General features: G+C 45.3%; 15 protein-coding genes. 3 read left to right on the top strand and 12 right to left on the bottom strand.

The window, feature by feature from the left end; translation table 11 throughout:
• Window positions 1-260: 260 nt before the first annotated feature.
• From G3569_RS16985 to G3569_RS16930, 12 genes are all read right to left on the bottom strand, one after another.
• Window positions 261-620, bottom strand: a complete 360-nt coding sequence (locus tag G3569_RS16985; RefSeq protein WP_165271282.1) for a P-II family nitrogen regulator — start codon at window positions 618-620, stop codon at window positions 261-263.
• Between the two features lie 57 nt (window positions 621-677).
• Window positions 678-3,818, bottom strand: a complete 3,141-nt coding sequence (locus G3569_RS16980) for an efflux RND transporter permease subunit (protein WP_165271281.1) — start codon at window positions 3,816-3,818, stop codon at window positions 678-680.
• Window positions 3,819-3,875: 57 nt separating this feature from the next.
• A complete protein-coding gene (locus G3569_RS16975; protein WP_240894759.1) occupies window positions 3,876-5,315 on the bottom strand; it encodes an efflux RND transporter periplasmic adaptor subunit in 1,440 nt (479 codons plus the stop codon).
• A 21-nt stretch (window positions 5,316-5,336) separates the two neighbouring features.
• Window positions 5,337-6,617: a TolC family protein gene (locus tag G3569_RS16970; protein ID WP_165271280.1), complete on the bottom strand. Its 1,281-nt coding sequence runs from the start codon at window positions 6,615-6,617 to the stop codon at window positions 5,337-5,339.
• A 188-nt stretch (window positions 6,618-6,805) separates the two neighbouring features.
• A complete protein-coding gene (locus tag G3569_RS16965) occupies window positions 6,806-7,234 on the bottom strand; it encodes a hypothetical protein (RefSeq protein ID WP_165271279.1) in 429 nt (142 codons plus the stop codon).
• A 386-nt stretch (window positions 7,235-7,620) separates the two neighbouring features.
• The gene (locus G3569_RS16960) at window positions 7,621-7,836 is read right to left on the bottom strand and encodes an SHOCT domain-containing protein (RefSeq protein ID WP_205720266.1); all 216 of its coding nucleotides are present in this window, start codon (window positions 7,834-7,836) and stop codon (window positions 7,621-7,623) included.
• A gap of 219 nt (window positions 7,837-8,055) precedes the next feature.
• Entirely contained in the window at window positions 8,056-8,244 is a 189-nt protein-coding gene (locus G3569_RS16955) for a hypothetical protein (protein WP_165271278.1), read from the bottom strand.
• A 231-nt stretch (window positions 8,245-8,475) separates the two neighbouring features.
• Window positions 8,476-8,961 carry a DUF4175 domain-containing protein gene (locus G3569_RS16950; RefSeq protein WP_165271277.1) on the bottom strand — a complete coding sequence of 162 codons (486 nt, stop codon included), beginning with the start codon at window positions 8,959-8,961 and terminating at the stop codon, window positions 8,476-8,478.
• Between the two features lie 44 nt (window positions 8,962-9,005).
• On the bottom strand, window positions 9,006-9,392 hold the full coding sequence (locus G3569_RS16945) for a DUF302 domain-containing protein (protein WP_165271276.1): 387 nt from the start codon (window positions 9,390-9,392) through the stop codon (window positions 9,006-9,008).
• Window positions 9,393-9,483: 91 nt separating this feature from the next.
• The gene (locus G3569_RS16940) at window positions 9,484-9,738 is read right to left on the bottom strand and encodes a P-II family nitrogen regulator (protein WP_165271275.1); all 255 of its coding nucleotides are present in this window, start codon (window positions 9,736-9,738) and stop codon (window positions 9,484-9,486) included.
• Window positions 9,739-9,831: 93 nt separating this feature from the next.
• Complete coding sequence (locus G3569_RS16935; RefSeq protein WP_165271274.1) at window positions 9,832-11,877, bottom strand: heavy metal translocating P-type ATPase; 2,046 nt, start codon at window positions 11,875-11,877, stop codon at window positions 9,832-9,834.
• 1,205 nt (window positions 11,878-13,082) lie between these two features.
• Window positions 13,083-13,577, bottom strand: a complete 495-nt coding sequence (locus tag G3569_RS16930) for a peptide deformylase (RefSeq protein WP_165271273.1) — start codon at window positions 13,575-13,577, stop codon at window positions 13,083-13,085.
• Between the two features lie 183 nt (window positions 13,578-13,760).
• On the opposite strand from G3569_RS16930, the gene G3569_RS16925 reads away from it, so the two are divergent.
• The 3 genes from G3569_RS16925 (at window position 13,761) to G3569_RS16915 (ending at window position 18,828) form a co-directional block, all read left to right on the top strand.
• Window positions 13,761-15,311: a M20/M25/M40 family metallo-hydrolase gene (locus G3569_RS16925; protein ID WP_165271272.1), complete on the top strand. Its 1,551-nt coding sequence runs from the start codon at window positions 13,761-13,763 to the stop codon at window positions 15,309-15,311.
• A gap of 260 nt (window positions 15,312-15,571) precedes the next feature.
• Window positions 15,572-16,276, top strand: coding sequence for an ABC transporter ATP-binding protein (locus G3569_RS16920; RefSeq protein ID WP_165271271.1), 705 nt, complete (start codon window positions 15,572-15,574; stop codon window positions 16,274-16,276).
• Window positions 16,277-16,278: 2 nt separating this feature from the next.
• Window positions 16,279-18,828, top strand: coding sequence for an FtsX-like permease family protein (locus G3569_RS16915; RefSeq protein ID WP_165271270.1), 2,550 nt, complete (start codon window positions 16,279-16,281; stop codon window positions 18,826-18,828).
• The last annotated feature ends 4 nt before the right edge of the window (window positions 18,829-18,832 follow it).

Below are 18,832 nucleotides of genomic sequence, written 5' to 3'. Positions count from 1 at the left end.
ACACTTCCATAATCACTCCGACAGAAAGAAGCATAGCCTTCGATATTGTCCTATATAGGTTGTCCATTTATCACAGCATTGGCAACCGGAATATTTATACCTAACGGTTTCTGTTACCGAAGTAGGCATATGTTTTTGGCGCTCATTATTATCACTGATAATCATCCAGGTTACGGATCCAGCTATGCCTATTGCTAGTAATGGTAAAAATATAAAAGTCTTTGATTTTATATGGTTTATCTGAATTTATTTTGAGCTTATTAGAGCGTATGCCTGTCACTTTGTAAAAAGTCATCACCGGTTTTTCCACTTCGGATATGAACCGTTTGAGAGACCGGGGTTACATAGATAATGCCATCTCCGGGCTGGCCGCTTCGGGCGTGATTTCGGATAACCTCAATAACTTCTTCCGTGTCGTCTTGGCCACAGACCACAACTAGTTTTACAATATCAGAAAACCGTTCAGCAATGCTGATCGATAGTTGTGCTTTTTGGGGATCAGACATGCGACCGAGGCCCATTACATCCATAAGAGTCATGCAACAGAAGCCCTGTGTTTCCAACCCGTCAATAACTTCTTCTGCTTTTCGTTTGCGAATAAATGCTTTTATTTCATTCATAATTGCCACCGTTTGTTGAAATTTATGGGCTCCTCAAAACAAGGAGCCCATAAATTGTTAATTGGTTATTTGTTGGTCTTCGCTTGTTGCTGTTATTTTTTTCACTTCTCGACTTCTCCAGAGGTAATAGATAACCGGCAACACAACAAGGCTGAGTATGGTTGCCGATACCATTCCGCCCACCATCGGAGCCGCAATCCGTTTCATAACTGTCGCCCCGGTTCCAGTGCCCCACATAATTGGTAGTAGGCCCCCAGTAATCGCACAGACGGTCATGAATATCGGACGAATACGCTGGGCCGACCCTTCGAAGATGGCCTGTTTGAGGTCTTCTAAGCTATTCATCTTGTCATTATATTTTCGATTGTTATACGCATTATCCAGATATGTGAGCATGATTACGCCGATCTCGGCGGCTACCCCGGCGAGTGCAATAGCACCCACTCCTACAGCTACACTCAGGTTATACCCAAGGATATACATCAGCCAGAACGAGCCCACAAGTGAGAAGGGCAGCGTCAGTAGCACGATCAGGCTTTCCTGTAGGTTTTTAAAGTTAAAGTACAGCAGCAAGAAAATGATCAGCAGAGTAATCGGGACCACCACCTGCAGGCGCTTTTTGGCGCGTTCCATGTACTCGTATTGACCACTCCAGGCCAAGCTGTAGCCGGATGGCAGGTCCAGCCGTTCGTCTACCGTCTGTCGAGCTTGTTCTACATAGCCTCCTATGTCAGAGGTGGTAAGATCTACGTATACCCAACTGGAATAGCGGGCGTTCTCGGTCTTAATTACCGGGGCGTCTTTGCGGATTTGCAGGTCGGCCACGTATTCAATTGGTATTTGCGCTCCAGATGGGGTGGGGATTAAAACCCGACCGAGGTCCGTAAGGTTTTCACGAGTTTCACGGGCGTATCGCACGTTCACCGGATAGCGCTCCAGTCCCTCCACAGTTTCGGTCACGTTCATGCCACCGATAGCTGATTGGATTACATCCTGCACATCTCCGGTTGTCAGTCCATACCGAGCCGCTTCCTTGCGGTCGATATTAAAGTCCAGGTAATTGCCGCCTGTGGTTTTGTCGGCAAACACACTCAGGGTACCGGGTACATCGCGCACCACTGAGGCCACATCCTGACTAAGATCCGAAAGCTTCTGCAGGTTGGGACCCGTTACCTTGATGCCGATCGGCGTCTTAATCCCGGTTGAAAGCATATCAATACGGGTTTTAATAGGCATAGTCCAGGCGTTGGTGAGTCCTGGAATTTTAATCGCCTCGTCCATCTGTTGCTTGAGTTTGTCTATCGTCATGCCTTCCCTCCACTGGTCTTCAGGTTTCAGCTGGATGATGGTCTCAAACATGGAGAGCGGGGCTGGATCAGTAGAAGTCTGTGCCCTTCCCGATTTGCCAAATACCGATTTAACCTCTGGAAAGCTGGCGATAACTTTGTCGGTCTGCTGCAGCAGCTCCTTTGCCTTGGTGATGCTAATGCCCGGGTCGGTGGTGGGCATGTACAGCAGGTCACCCTCTTCGATGGGGGGCATAAATTCCGAACCGAGCCGCTGCAGGGGCACAATCGAAATGACAAGTATGGCGATGGAGGCAATGATGGTAGTCCACTTAAAACGCAGTGCCAAATTAATTACCGGTTGGTAAATCCAGATTAAGAAGCGGTTGACCGGGTTCTTGTGTTCCGGCTGAATCTTTCCCCGAATCAGGTAACCCATCAGCACTGGGACCAGCGTGACCGAGAGCAGGGCCGCTGCGGCCATAGCATAGGTTTTGGTAAAGGCCAGGGGTTTAAAGAGTCGACCTTCTTGCCCCTCCAGTGCAAAGATCGGTAGAAACGAGACCGTAATAATCAGCAGGGAGAAAAACAGGGCGGGGCCCACCTCTTTGGACGCATCGATAATAATGCGCCAGTGTCCTTTCTTCCCCCGATCTTTCTCCAGGTGTTTGTGGGCATTTTCCACCATAACGATGGCCGCGTCCACCATCGCCCCAATCGCAATAGCAATACCGCTCAGCGACATGATGTTGGCGTTGATTCCCTGGAAGTACATCACCAGGAAGGCTGCCAAAATACCGATAGGCAAGCTGATAATAGCCACCAGTGAACTCCTAAAGTGCAACAGGAATATCATGACGATAATAGCAACAACAATACTTTCTTCCAGGAGTTTGTGTTCCAAAAATGTAATTGCCCGGTTGATCAGGCTGGACCGGTCGTAGGCTGTTTTAACGGTTACGCCTTCGGGCAGGCCGCTTTTGAGCTCTTCCAACTTCTTTTTCACGTTATCAATGGTTTGCAGAGCATTTTCGCCGTAGCGCATTACGACTATACCCCCGACGGTTTCCCCCTCGCCGTTCCAGTCAGCTACACCACGACGGAGGTCAGGACCAATATTTACGTTTGCCACATTGCGAATGGTCACCGGAGTGCCGTTACCATCGGTACCGATGGGCACATTTTCAACGTCGGATACGTTTTGAATGTATCCTTTGCCGCGGACCATAAACTCAGTTTCACTCATCTCTACAAGGCGGCCACCTACGTCATTGTTACTGTGTTTGATGGCCATTTTTACTTTTGACAATGGGATATCATAAGCCAATAGTTTATCCGGATCCACTTCTACCTGGTACTGTTTGACGTGTCCTCCCACACTGGCAACTTCAGCTACCCCATCCACACTAAGTAATTCATACTTAAGGAACCAATCCTGGATAGAACGCAGTTGCTGGAGATCGTATTGGTCGCCCCCGTCCAATACATACTCGTAAACCCATCCAACACCAGTAGCATCCGGACCAAGGGTAGGGGTAACGCCCTCAGGCAGGTTGCTTCCTGCTGTATTGAGATACTCCAGTACCCGGCTTCGGGCCCAGTACATATCGGTATCATCCTCAAAAATGATATAGATAAAGGAAAGTCCGAAGAAGGAGTAGCCCCTTACTGTTTTTGTGTTGGGAACCGACATCATGGTGGTGGTCAGCGGATAAGTGACTTGGTCTTCTACCACCTGTGGGGCTTGGCCGGGATATTCGGTGAATACAATAACCTGTACATCACTGAGATCCGGAATGGCGTCCACCGGGGTTTGATACATCACATAGGTACCACCTGCCAGCAAGAGAATACTGGCAATAATTACCATAAAGCGGTTGTTGACGGATAGTTCAATTATTTTCTGTAGCATGTTCTTAAATCTCCAAAATATTTAATAGGGGTTTGTGCTATAACGTTGCCTGCGGAATCACATATTCATGTTTGAATGATCGGTAGTGTCTTGCGGCATCTTCTCCTGGTTCATTTCCTCGTTTGACATATCCATATCCTGCATTTCTTCGTCTGGCGAATTCGTCTTTTGCTGAAGCATTTTCTGGATGGCTTCTTGCAGACGGCTCTCGCTGTCAAAGAGGAACTGCGCTGAGGTCACAATCTTTTCGCCCGGTTTCACGCCTTCCAGTATTTCTATTTCATTATTGCGCTGGCCGCCTTCCATGCCCAGGGTTACGTCGCGTGGTTCAAAAGCTCCTTCGCCCTTGGCAACAAATACGATGTTCCGTTCCCCGGTCCTGATGATGGCCTCATTGGGGATGACGGTGACGTTACGCTTGGGACGCGTTTGGATACGTATATTGGCAAACATGCCGGGCTTTAATTTCAGATTGGGATTAGGAAATTCCAGGCGTACCTGAACAGTTCGCGACTTTCGGTCCAGGCTCGGGTACACATAGGCAACGGTTCCACGGTAGGTTTTGCCCGGCTGGTAGGAAAGTTCCATCTGGGCGGGTTGCCCCTCTTCAATCCAGGGCACTTCGTAGTCGTACACGCTGGTTTGTACCCAAACAGTTGAAAGATCTGCGATTTTATAGGCCGGAGTACCTGATTTAATAAATTCACCTTCCACTGCATTCTTATGAAGTACCACGCCCGTTGCAGGAGACTTTAATGTCACCGCTTTCTTAACTTTGCCGCTTTGTTCCAATTGTTTTATCTCTGAATTGGGAATATCCCAGTATTCCAGTCGCTTTCGGGTAGCTTCGAGCAAGCTGTTTCCACCATTGCGAATAGTTTCAAAACTGCTGGACTCTACCTTGTCCCGGGTTTTGAGGGCCAGCAGGTATTCCCGCTGAGTAGTAACCAGCTCCGGCGAATAGATGCTGAACAGGGGCTGTCCGCGTTGGACCATTTGACCGGTGTAATCCACATAAAGTTGTTCTACCCACCCGGAGATTTTGGGATTCACGTTGTACAGCTTTTGCTCATCGTATTCGACCTTGCCAACGGCATTGACCGTAGTGGAAAGATCTTTTTGCTGAACAGTTGCCGTTCGAACATTCATATTTTGGACAACTACCGGATTGATCTTAACCATCCCTTCCGAACTATTGGCTTCATCTGCGTAAACCGGTACCAGATCCATCCCCATTTTGGATTTACCGGGCTTATCATAGATTTCGCTGGGATTCATGGGCGCTTGCCAATACAGAATTTCGCGGTCTTCCTGTTTCTTAGCTTCGGATTTTGATGTATCCTGCATGTCTGGATGCTGCATCTCTTCAGCAGTTTGAGTCGTTGATGCCGAATTGTTAGTAGTTTGTGTCCCCAGCCAGTAGCCGCCCAGTGTGAAGATGGCAATTACACCCAGAGAAAGAAGTATAGATTTGGTATTCATAGTATTGGTCTTCATTATTCTGTTTTCTAAAATGGTTTAAAGGTCGGTGCCGATGAGGGCTTCCAGTTCTGCTTTGGCCTTATGGTAATCGGCCACAAATCGATGGTAATCAAGGCGAAATTCAAAAAGCGTCAATTCACTGTCGAGCAGGGAAAGGAAGTCCACCTTATCATTTTGATAACCGGCCATCGAAGATTCCAGGGATTCTTCGGCCTGCGGTATAATGCCGGTTTTATAGAGATCAACCAGCCTTCGGTGTTTTTCAAGGTTGGTCAACGATTGTTGGAGCATTTGTTCAACGGAGTTTGCTACATTACGGTAGCGATATTCCACGGAAGATTGCCTGATGCGGTTTTCCTCGATCTTTTTGTTCTGTTTCTTATTGTAAAAGAGCGGGATTTTGACATTGAACATGGCCGAAACAAAATCGTAGCCCGGCATTCCGTTTTGCAGTTCATTTCGTTGGGTATAGGCCAGCCCTACCGCAAAATCGGGATAGCGTTCTTTTAGGGCTAAATCTACCTGTTGACCACTCTGTTTTACGGCCGTTTTCCATGCAGCGAGCATGGGACTGGTGCTGTCGGCTTGCTGGATAAGTGAGCTTAATTCATATTCCAACGGGTTCGGTTCAGAAGCCAACGCTTTCCCAAGCTGCGCATCTGCCGGCTGGTCTATCAGTGTGTTAATTTGGGCCTGTATAGCTTCACGCTTTTGGCGAAGCTTGAGTTCGCGGTCAATCATCTTGGAAAGTGCTACCTGTGCTCGTAAAACATCTTGCTGAATGCCCTTGCCCACGCCATATCGCGTTTCTGCAATTTCCACAAATTCCTTGAGCAGTTCTTGGTTGCTGGCGACGGTAGCCAGGGCTTGATCTATGTAGTAAAGATCATAATAGGCCAGCTTGGTTTTTTTAATAAGCTGATTTCTGCGCTCGTGATATTGGTGCAAGGTTATCTCCGAATCACTGCGCGCAATATCTCCTTTAAGATCGAGTTTGCCGGGGAAAGGAAAGGGCTGCATCAGGGAGATTTGCTTGCCGGTCATCGGTTCTTGGTCCAAGGCAAAGCTGTTGACCGGGAGGTTCATGAGGTTTAAGCCCAGTGTTGGGTCGGGTAAGGCTTCTTGCTGGGTAATTCGGGTTTTACTTGCTTCCCATCCCTGAAATGAAGATTGCAGCTCTGGGTTCTGGGCTAATACTTGTTGAATCAGCGTGTCTAAGACTAATGTTGAATCTGCTGTTTGAGCTATTCCGGCGGTGTTTATTGCCATCCACAGCAAGAGCATTATGCCAATATTGCGTAATACATGGTTTTTCATGGGGTATCGTTTCTGTGGTTCAATTGGATAGTGATATAGGTGTGTCCATATTTTTTGCGGACAAAAATTGGTTAGAGAGAATCGCGTACTAATCAGGAATTAAAACACCCTTCTAAAGTGAAGAAAAGAATTAATCCCCGAAGTTCGTTTTTAAAAGCTATGTACGCAGGAAAAGGAAATGAGGTGTGCTAATTCAGGAACGTGCTATTTAGCAAGTAGATCTCCCGGAACGGTAATATATTTTTGGGAGATAAGGCAGGGGATACTTTTTTGCTTTTTTTTAAGGCAGAATTTAATCCAGAATCAGCTATTAGAATTCCATTACCCTGTGAATTCTGGTGTTGAATTACCGGGGTTTCATTCAAGCCGTTATCGATCCCTTGCTCACATAGCTCTCCCAGTGAGCAATTGTCATGGTCAAGGTCGGATTGCCCGGGATCTTTCGCAGTATCCATCCAACAAGAGGAGGAAGAATGCATTTTCGTTGTATGCGCAAACGGTGTATCCTGGCAAAGCAGTTGTGTCGCTTCCATCACTGCAGGGGCCAACAGGTTGGCAAAAACTGCAACAAGGAGCCAGGTTGCTAAAAATTGGTATGTATTTTTTTGTTTACGCAAGAAGTAAAAGATACTTAGATGAATCAGAATATAATTAAACTCTTTTTTGAAAAAGAGTTTGTTTTCTTATTTCTGCCTAAACTAACACGAACTACCTTAAATGAACCTTAAATTACCCAGGGATCTTCAATAAAAAAAATCGGCATCAATAATGTAGGATTTTGCAAGAAAGTATGAATTAAGTTTTAGCCTCAGCTGGCAGACGCCCGGTGAAGCGCGGTAATTTTTGCAATTCTCTTCTCCTTTCATAGGACAGTTAGTCTGCAGCTATATTTTCAATGCAAATGAACTTCATATCATGCTGGAGATCCACAACTTCAGCTACTCTTTCCCCATTAATCCATAGCCATTGATAACAACTTTTATTTTTATCATAGAATTAAATATTAATTACTTTGTTTTAAGATTTTTTTCCGTTCCTCGAACTCTTCCCGTTCAATTTCCCCACGAGCAAATCTTTTCTTTAATATTTCCATGGCATTTCTTTCCAGTTCTGTTTTGGGGCGATAGGGGATGAGATTGAAAACTACCAGAAGGATAATTCCAACCACAATGAGCCACCATATCCAATGCATGCCTATAAAGTGATGATCATAAAACATAATTCTGATGTTTTAATTAACGTTTGGCAAAAAACAACCAGCACTGTATTTAAACTATTAGTAAGATAGGAACAGACGCCTTAAAACAAGCTTAAATTGGTAGAGGGTTATGTTAATATTGAATCTGTGGGGTTTCCTGTTTATCAAGGAGTATCTTATTTAGATTGGAATTTGTAGTTACCCCCTTTAAGTTTGTCGTTTTCATAGTGACCTCCGAATTTAATGTTCATGATCTTGATGTTTGGATCCTTTTCGGTGGTGACCAATCATCAGGATGTGGCAGCCAAACATTACTACGACAAATAGAAGGATGGTTATGTTACTGCTCAGCCCCAGCATTGGGGCGAAAAATAGAAGCAGGAGTGGAACGCCACATCCAATAATCATCCAAAAAGTATGCTTGTTCATTTTTATGTGATATGATTAGTTATTGGTAAATGAACTTTTGAGCCTGTTGAGCTCTTCTTTTGATATTTCACCGGTTTGAAACCTTCTACGGTGAACTTCGGCGGCTGCATTTCTGATTTCAAGTCGGTGCTTACCACGCTGGGCAAGATACCAAATCAGAAGAAAGACCCCGGCAAGAAGTAGCCATAACCGGGGCCCAATGCGTATTTAGAGCGTTTAGCCAGCCCATGATCAGTTATGATGTTGCCTGTGGCTGTTGCCTTTCATGCCGTCTTTTTTGTTCATCATTCCCTGGCCATCCATCATGTTACCTTGCATCATCTGCATACACTTCATATGCATCTTCATCATGGATGAATCGCCCATCATCTCCATCATTTTAGAGTGGTCCATTTCTCCATCCTGCATCATAGATTGCATCATCTCCATATGCTTCTGCATGCGCTCCTTCATCTGAGGATTATTCATCCTCTTTTGCATATTGTCCATCATCATGGTACTGTCCATGTTCATCGAACCCATCATCTGCTGCATCATTTGTTGGCGCATTTCCGGATTCTGTGACATATGCTTCATCATCATGGCACGCATGGTGGAGTCTTGCATCATCTCCATCATCTGTTGTTTTTTCTTTTGCATATCTTTGTTTTGTTGTTGGGCAAAACCTAAACTAGTGATAAAGAAAAGTGCTGATAGTATAAGTGTTAATCGTTTCATAGTAGTCTCCTTTTATTTGGATTAAATTCCAGTTTAATTTCTTGTTATAGATTGCTGATTACTTTTTCTAATCTCTTTCGGACCTCGTCAGCAATAGGCTGAAGTCCATCATTGGATACGGCCTGCATCGAAGCCACAGGGTTGACGGCTGAAACTTCTACCGTGCCATCTTCATTTTCTTCCACAATGACGTTACAGGGCAGCATTACGCCAATTTTGTCTTCCGCCTGCAGTGCCTTGTGAGCAAAATTTGGATTGCAGGCTCCCAGGATTTTATACTTTTTGAAGTCCACATCCAGCTTCTTTTTTAGCGTATCTTTGACGTCGATTTCCGTCAACACGCCAAACCCTTCTTCTTTGAGTAGGCCGGTTATTTTTTCTATAGCTTGATCATAGGAGAGATCGACTTTCTGAGAGGTGAAATATTCCATAGTATTTTTGGTTTTTTAAGATTCAATAGGTCTTAATGTTCTACCGTAACATACAACAACTCCCTTAAAGCAACCTTAAAGTGCGAAACAGTTATTTAAGAACTAGTAGCACCCTCTTATCGTAACGAATTCCTGTTACTCTTTCTATGGGGTAGAAAAAGAGCATACCGGCTCCTTTGTGACCCGTTTCTCCATGCTTCTTAATAATGTCGATAACTGTAGCTACATCGTTTGATTCCACTGCGATTTCGATCTTTGCCACAAGCGAATGCATGGCCGGGAAGTTTAGGTATCTGCGCTGATCATTGAGGATAATAAATTGATCTATGCCTGCGCAAACAATCATGCAACAGTAGTCTTCTTTTCGGAGTCCGTATATACATCTTCCAGTAACATTGGTTAGATGTACGATTTGACTAACTTTATAATAACTTCGGATTTAGCGTTCTATTTTAAGGAACCGTGCATTGATCGCCACGATTACGGTACTAAGTGACATTAAAACAGCGCCCAGGGCAGGACTTAATATAATGCCGTAGGTGTATAAAACACCTGCAGCCAACGGTATTGCAAAGGCGTTGTATCCCGTAGCCCACCACAGGTTTTGTACCATTTTCTTGTATGTCGCTTTTGCAAGCGCAATTAGTGAAGCTACATCCTTGGGATTACTTTGGGTAAGAATAATGTCGCCTGTTTCTACAGCTACATCAGAACCGGCACCAATAGCGATACCTACGTCGGCCTGCGCCAGTGCGGGAGCGTCGTTTACTCCATCGCCGGTCATAGCCACTTTAAGTCCGCGCTGTTGCACTTCTTTTATTTTAGCAGCTTTTTCTTCGGGCAATACCTCGGCAAAGAAATCATCCAGCCCGAGCTCGTTGGCCACATAGGCGGCGGTTTGCTGGTTGTCGCCGGTGAGCATAATACACTGGATACCCATGTTATGGAGGCTTTGAATAGCCTCGCGGGAATCTTCCCGGATATTATCGCCAAGGGCAATTGCCCCCTGCAGGTGGTCGTCAATAATGACGAACACCACGGTTTTCCCCTGTCCGGAAAGCTGCTCATACTGTTCTGTTGGATGGTCAATGTTGTGTTCACGCAGGTAACCGGGACTTACTACTTTGATCTGTTTGCCATCTACGCGCCCTTCTATTCCTTTTCCTGTGATAGAGTTGAACTCCTCTACTTTCATCAACCCGTCCGTGGCTTTTACTATCCCCCGGGCAATAGGATGTTCGGAGTTCTGCTCCAGCGAGCCGGCAAGGCTTAACAATTGTTCTTTGTCATCGAAGCCATTAAATGTTAGAACATCTGTTACTCCAAACTCACCGTGGGTAAGTGTTCCCGTTTTATCGAAGATGATAGCTCCAAGATTGCGGGCTTCCTCAAAAGCGGTACGGTTTCGGATTAGGAACCCATTTTGGGCGGCCAGACTGGTGGAAACGGCTACGACCAGCGGGACAGCCAGTCCCAGCGCATGCGGACAGGCAATCACCATCACGGTAACCGTACGTTCCAGAGCAAATACAAAGTTTTCAGTGGTGAAGAAGGTCCATGCAAAAAACGTAAGTGCACCGGCACCTAAAGCAATGATGGTTAGCCAAAATGCGGCGCGATTGGCCAAGTCCTGTGTTCGGGACTTGCTTTCTTGTGCCTGCCGTACAAGGTCAATGACCTGGGAGAGAAAGGAGTCTTCACCCGTCCGGTTAACTTCAACGGTCAACGATCCCTCTCCATTAATGGAACCGCCAATTACTTCATCGCCCTGCTTTTTGGATACGGGCTTGGATTCTCCTGTCATCAGAGATTCATTAACCGAACTTTTCCCATTTACGACCACTCCATCGGCCGGAATCTTTTCGCCGGGTTTCACCAGTACCTTATATTCTTTTTGCAACTCTTCAAGTGGTACATCTTTCGTCGATCCGTCTTCCTGAACCACGTGCGCTTCCGACGGCATAAGCTTAGCCAGTTCCTCCAGGGCTCGTGAAGCGCTCATCACGGACTTCATCTCGATATAATGGCCGATCAGCATGATATCAACCAGGGTGGCCAGCTCCCAGAAGAAAACTTGTCCTTCCACTCCAAAGACTACCAGGGTGCTATATACGTAGGCGGCCGTAATGGCAACACCAATAAGCGTCATCATACCCGGTTGAGGCTCTTTCAGCTCATCATATAATCCTTTCAAGAATGGCCAGCCACCGTAAAAGAATACGATACTGGAAAGCACAAATGAGATATAGGTGTCACCGGTAAACTGGAGAGCAGTCCCTAATCCCAGCAGCTCCTGAATCATGTGAGAAAAAATCAGGATGGGAATAGTTAGAGCAATGGATATCCAAAACCGCTTCAGGAAATCCTGTGCCATGTGGGCATGATGTTCGGCATGTCCGCCGGAATGCTTGTGTTCTTCGTGGTTTGGATCTTTGTGATGCTTATGCTCGTTTTGATGATCTTTTTTGTGACTAGAATGTTTCATAATACCATCCTTAAACTATTTTTGAGGTAAGCAATTATGCTCATGTTTGGGCTTTCAATCATTATAGGAAAGAGAGGCTTAAATTAAGCTTAAAAAACATCTACTACTGATATTAAATGAGAAAAGTTAAATTTATGAAAGTACTTTTGATATCCAAGATCGACTAGGACCAAATTTTCTAGCTATTTCAGCTTGGTTTTTCACCTTTCCTGAAACTAAAAGTTATTCAAATATTTCCCTCTGTTCCTCTCTGATTTTGCTCTTTTTCTTGGGTTTTTGGTTAACAGAATTAACTGTTTTGTATTAGTTCGCATTGTCCCAATTTGGTTACTTTTCGGCCAATTTTTCGTAGTGAATATGATACTCAATTCCTTTTGGTCCCTTGTTAATAGGCCTCAGAGGTATTATTGCAGTAAAAAGTGTTCGCATTTCAGAGACTCGTGGGGAGCTCAACGATTTAAGGACGGATTGGCGGATGCCAATCAGTCCTTTTTATTTTTATAGCCTACCTTATTTCCTCTCTATTTGGCATAGGGAGGGAGAATCTTTTTTGTAATGAAGGTAATGTCAGTACGAATGGGGCAAAGCGTAATCAAGGAATCTTTATTTTATAGATTCCAATAAGTCAAAAGAACCGTCCCGTAAACACAATAAAAGCATATCGATTTGGCACATGTCTTTCTATTTATTTAGACAGCTCTTTTATTGAATTATCCTCTGAGTTCATAATAGTAAGTGCAACATTAAGTAAGCCCCGGGGAGACCTCCCTGTGGTCTTCCGCCAAGCGACTTATATTGTTTTTGTACGGCCTAAAGCACTAATATTAGGTAACCGATGGTCCCAGTACTTTAGTTATAACTTTTAAATTGACATCGAACATTTCTCCTCCTCATGAAGGAGGAGACTAAAAGGAGGTTGGAAGAGCAATAATTTTGCACTCACGCTGGTCCATTTTCTGATAAGGAGAGGAACGCTACTACTGCCTGAAACTGCTAACTATATAGTCTTGCCTCCTCTAGCGCTGCGGACAGAGTAACCAACTGGAAAGCCGAAGGGAACAGATCTACGAAAAATCTCTGCCAAGCGCATCAAAACTGTTGAGCAGTACCTGAACGTTCGACCGGTTCGGAAATCTGGCTATCTTTTTCCTACCCAACAAACCTTAAAACACCGCTGTGTTGCATTAATCACTTGAACACAGCTCCTACTTAAATAGCTGACTTCTAAGAGAAAAGGAAGTATCGTCTATAGCCCGTTGTACGGCAAGTACGCCATCCAGATGGTCGCATTCATGCTGGAGGAGTTCCGAAAGATCTCCCTCCAGCTCTTGGGTGTGCTTATTCCAATCCATATCGCGGTAGGTGATACGGCATGAATAATGACGCTTTACTTTCACAAGCAGGTTGGGAAAGCTCATGCAGTCATCCCACAGCTCCATCATCTCCTCGCTTTTGCTATCGAGTACCGGGTTAATGAAAACAGTGGGCTCATCAATATTCATATAGACCAGCCGCTTCATAACCCCAATCTGTGGAGCAGCAATAGCGCGGCCGGCATTATATTTGGCACGGAAATCCATCATGGTATCGTGCAGATCTTGGACTACCTGTTCAAGGGAGGCAAGTTCATCTTTCGTTACTTTTTCGCAGGACTCCCACAGCTTGGGGTTGCCCAACAGCAATATTTCTTTTACAGCCATAGTATTTGTGTCAATATAGTATGTTATGCTTCTTAATAGAGATAAGATTCAATGCTATATCCTTATTTGCAAAGAAACGTTTATAATTGAAAGTAAAAACTGTTAAAATAGTTTTCTAAAAAGAGTAGATGGATTAATTCAGACCAGGGTTACAAACTATTAATTTTTTAAAAATCGGGAATCATGGAAAAAACATATAAAGTCATCGCGATAGTGGGAGCATTATTGTTTTGGGTTATGTCTGCTCAATTAGTTGTGGCACAATCGCAGGCAGTGAAGGCTGCGCAGAATTATTACGAGGACAATGGGGCAGATATCCTTAATCACTACAAGGAGTATTTAAGGATACCGAATGTAGCTTCCGATATTCCCAATATTCGGCGTAGTGCTCAATACCTTGTTAAGGAGTTTGAAAAGCGGGGAGCTGAAATGGAGCTGTTGGAACTGCCGGATCGTAAAGATGTGCCCCCGGTGGTTTATGGAGAAATAACGGTGCCCAATGCAGAGCGGACGCTTATTTTATATGTACACTATGATGGTCAGCCTGTAGACACCACTAACTGGACTCACCATCCATGGACTCCTAAATTGTATTCAAAGTCGATGGAAGAGGGGGGAGAACCCATAGCATTTCCTCATTCCAATGAGCAGGTAGATCCAGACTGGAGAATTTACGCACGGTCGGCCTCTGATGATAAGGCGCCCATCCCCGCCCTGCTTGCTGCTTTAGATGCATTAAAAACATCGGATATCGGTCTCACTTCTAACATAAAGTTTTTCTTTGACGGGGAAGAGGAAGCAGGTTCCCCACATATTCGCCAGTATCTTGAGCGATACAAAAGTAAATTTGATGACGGTGATCTTTGGGTCTTTCTGGACGGCCCCAAGCATCAAAGTGGTCGCCCCCAGGTAGTATTTGGGGTACGAGGTGTTACGGGAATGGAGATCACGGTATATGGAACACGCCGTCCATTACACAGCGGGCATTATGGGGGCTGGGCACCGGTCGCCGGGCAGATGATGGTTGAACTGTTATCAAGCATGAAAAAGGAAACCGGAGAAGTGTTAATTGATGGATATTATGAGAGTACGGCACCGATCACAGAAGCAGATCGCAAAGCTTTTGCCACCCTTCCCGATTATGATGACCAGATTCGAAAGGATTTGGGAATTACCTGGAGCGAGTTTGGCGGACAATCCCTTATTGAGCGATATATGTATCCAACGTTGACTATCAAGGGAATTAAAAGTGGTAATGTGGGCAAAAAAGCACGCAATGTAATTCCCAAGAAGGCGACTGCCAGTTTGGGAATGCGACTCGCCAAGGGCAATAATCCGGAAGCGATGCAAGAGCTTGTTGAAGCCCATATCAGGAAGCAGGGATACCATATCGTTCGAGAAGAGCCGGATATGGAAAGGCGGTTAAATCACAAAAAAATTGCCAAGGTAACACGAGGGAAAGGCTACAGTGCTACTCGAACATCTGTTGATAATCCCATGGCGAAACAGATCGTTTCGGCTGTAGCAGATGCTTCCGATGAAGAGGTGATTTTATATCCCACCTATGGCGGTACACTACCATTATATCATTTTACAGAAGTGTTAGAGCAGCCGCTGATTATCGTGCCTATTGCGAATCATGACAATAACCAACATGCCCCGGACGAAAATATAAGAATTGGCAATATCTGGTATGGCATAGAAACCTATTCCTCAATTTTGACAATGGATTAGAACATAGATAAGTGTATTGGATAGGAGGTTTCCCTTTTTATGGGGAGGCTCTACAGAGATGACTGGCCAAAGCCTGTAATATCGATAACTTGCACTTCCAATATTGCATGCTTTTTATGTGCAACCTGTGAAATAGAAGTTACGGAAATTGTCATTGCTCGCAATAAAAGGTCCATTCCATAACTTTTTATCTATTAGGGGGAACAAATTATAAATGGGCTATGTTGAGCGGGGTGACTCAAAACAACAAAATGATCTAGATGAAGGTAAAAGCGCATATACAGCTAAAAAAGCTAACCAAAAGCTATCAAGAGGGGAGCAAAAACCGCTTGGTATTGGATGAGTTGGAAATTTCCATCCGAGAAGGGGAAATGATCGTACTGCTAGGCAGGTCCGGGTCCGGCAAGAGCACCTTACTTAACTTGATTAGCGGCATTGATAAGCCGGATTCAGGAGAAGTTCTGGTTGGAGGTACCGATCTGACTAAGATGGATGAGAAAAACAGGACCCTATTTCGACGGAAAAATATAGGCTTCGTATTCCAATCATTTAACCTCATTTCTACGCTTACTGCACATGAAAATGTACTTTTACCTCTAAAACTAAAGGGGGATACCGATAAAGAGACCCTTGGCAAAGCCGATCAGTTTTTAGAAGAAGTAGGACTGGGAGATCGTTTCGATAGTTATCCGGATCTGCTATCGGGTGGAGAGCAGCAACGAGTGGCTATTGCAAGAGCACTGGCCAGTGAGCCTATGCTCGTTTTGGCCGATGAGCCCACGGGAAACCTGGATTATGAAACCGGTCGCAGCATTTTGGAAATCCTCAATGAACTGGTTCGTAAAAACGGTCGAACCATGATTATTGCAACGCATGATCGTGAAATCTGTAAGATTGCTGATCGGGTAGTGGAGCTGCAGGGCGGGAAGCTGCAAGAGGTTGAAGATACTACAGAAGTTATTTGAAGATGAAACATTCCGACACTGATTTACTGTGGCTGTCAAGTCTGCGTTTTTTGTGGAAACATCCGTGGCATTTTGCCTTATCCATTTTAGGGGTTGCCCTGGGCGTATCCGTAGTTGTTTCTATCGATCTGTCGAACAATTCGGCTAAAAAAGCTTTTTCTCTGTCTTCAGAGGCTGTAACAGGCAAAACTACTCATCAAATAAAAGGAGCGGCTGAAACGCTGGATGAAGAGGTATATCGAAAAATAAGAATTGATGAAAAGGTCAGGAAATCTGCACCGGTTATCGAAGGGTATGGACGTATCGAAGGTATGAATCGAACCTTCCAGATTATGGGAGTGGATCCCATTGCTGAGGGACCATTTAGGAATTTTGCCAGCCAGCAGGCGGGAATTGAGTTGTCTAGCTTTATAAGCGGGGCGAATACGGGCATAATTGCCAAGTCGGTGGCCCAAGAACTCGGTGCTTCTGTTGGTGATAGGTTAACGGTATCGGTAGGGGGAAGAGCTTACAAGCTGCGACTTATTGGTACGATTAATGCCAAAAATGATCGGAGCCAACGTGCTTTAGAAAATCTGTTGGTGGTTGATATAAGTACCGCACAGCGATTATTTAACATGGAGGGACAGCTGTCCCGTATTGATCTGATTCTCCCGGAGAAAAATACCGAATCAATAGTCACAGACTTAAAATCTACTTTGGCTGGTGGGGCCACTGTTAATCGGTCTGATTCGAGATCAGAAACGGTGGCGCAGATGACCCGGGCCTTTGAGCTTAACCTGGAAGCGTTGAGCATGCTGGCCTTACTCGTAGGGATGTTCCTGATTTACAACACAATGACGTTTTCGGTAGTACAGCGGCGCCAGCTTATTGGTCGCCTTCGGGCGCTCGGCGTTACCAAAAAAGAGATCCTTACGGTTGTGCTTAAAGAAGCGGCTTTGATAGGGTTGATTGGCACGGTGATTGGGATTATTAGTGGCTACTTTTTGGCACAGGTACTGCTCAAGCTGGTAACCCAATCCATTAATGATCTCTATTTTGTGCTTTCCGTTCAGGAGTTATCCATCGGGCTTTATCCGTTGGCAAAGGCTATTTTTCTTGGAATGGGAGCTACGCTTATTGCTTCGTTCTGGCCGGCGCGTGAAGCTTCAGAAGCGAAGGTTTCAACCGTCTTAAAGCGTTCTTCCAGTGAATCAAAATTAGCAGGACGGCTATGGTATTTCGCGGGGGGAGGTCTTATCGCCGGCCTGGTGGGCGTTGGCATCCTGATGATTCCAAACGGAGGCATTGCCGCAGGGTACGCCTCGCTACTGTTACTGATTGTCGGATTTTCATTAATGATTCCATTAATGGTTGTGGGGATGGCCAAGTTATTTCGACCGATCTTAGGCAGAGTTAATGGCCTAATCGGCAAGATGTCGGTGCGTGGGGTGGTAACGGAATTAAGCCGGACCTCTGTAGCTATTGCGGCCCTCGTGGTAGCGGTAGGGGCCACAGTTGGGGTAGGAGTAATGGTAGACAGCTTTCGGGCTACCATTGTTTCGTGGCTGGAAGCACAACTCCAGGCTGATGTGTATGTGCAGCCGCCCAGTGCAGTATCTCGAAAAGCAGATGCTGAGCTCGAACCAAGATTGGTTGATCTCCTCAAAGAAACAGAAGGAGTGGCCAATTCTCATACCGTTCGCAGCGTCGACGTGAGTACGAACTATGGAACTGATAACCTTGTAGCGATCAACCAAGGGGCCAGCGCACAAAAGACCTATCAGTTAAAGAAAGCCGAACCGGATTTCTGGCAGCAGTATACCGCCGATAATATTCTTATGGTGTCGGAAGTCTATGCCTATCGCAACAATGTAGCGTTGGGAGATTCAATCTTTATACAAACGGACCGGGGAAAAGCGGGTTTTCAGGTACAGGCCATTAATTTTGACTATGCCTCTGATATTGGCACTGTCACCATCAGCCGGGAAATTTATAACCGGTATTTTGATGATCGGGCTATTTCGGGTCTGGCACTATATGCTGATGAGGGGCTCGAAGTGGATCAGCTGGTAGAGCGACTCAGGGACAGGGCCGAAGGGCTGCAAGATGTATTTATTCGATCGAATCGTGGACTGCGTGAAGCATCTATAGAAATTTTTGAACGAACCTTTACAGTAACCACCGTCTTACGAATGCTTGCGATAGTGGTAGCTTTTATAGGGATTTTAAGTGCATTAATGGCACTTCAGCTGGAGCGGGCTAAAGAACATGCGGTTTTAAGGGCCAACGGGATGACTCCCGGACAGCTGTGGAACTATGTGATTACGCAAACCGGGGCAATGGGTGTGATGGCGGGTATCCTGTCTGTTCCGCTGGGAATTCTGATGGCCTATATTTTGGTATATGTTATTAACTTGCGCTCATTTGGCTGGACGCTACAACTTATGATTTCACCTGGATTACTGTTGCAAGCTATAGGATTGGCAATTGTTGCCGCTTTACTGGCCGGGATTTATCCATCACTCAAGATGGCGCAATCAAATCCCGCTGATGCACTGCGAAATGAATAAACAG

The organism is Fodinibius halophilus, assembly GCF_011059105.1.
In the GTDB taxonomy this organism is placed as follows: domain Bacteria; phylum Bacteroidota; class Rhodothermia; order Balneolales; family Balneolaceae; genus Fodinibius; species Fodinibius halophilus.
This window is presented reverse-complemented; position numbering and strand designations above follow the sequence as displayed.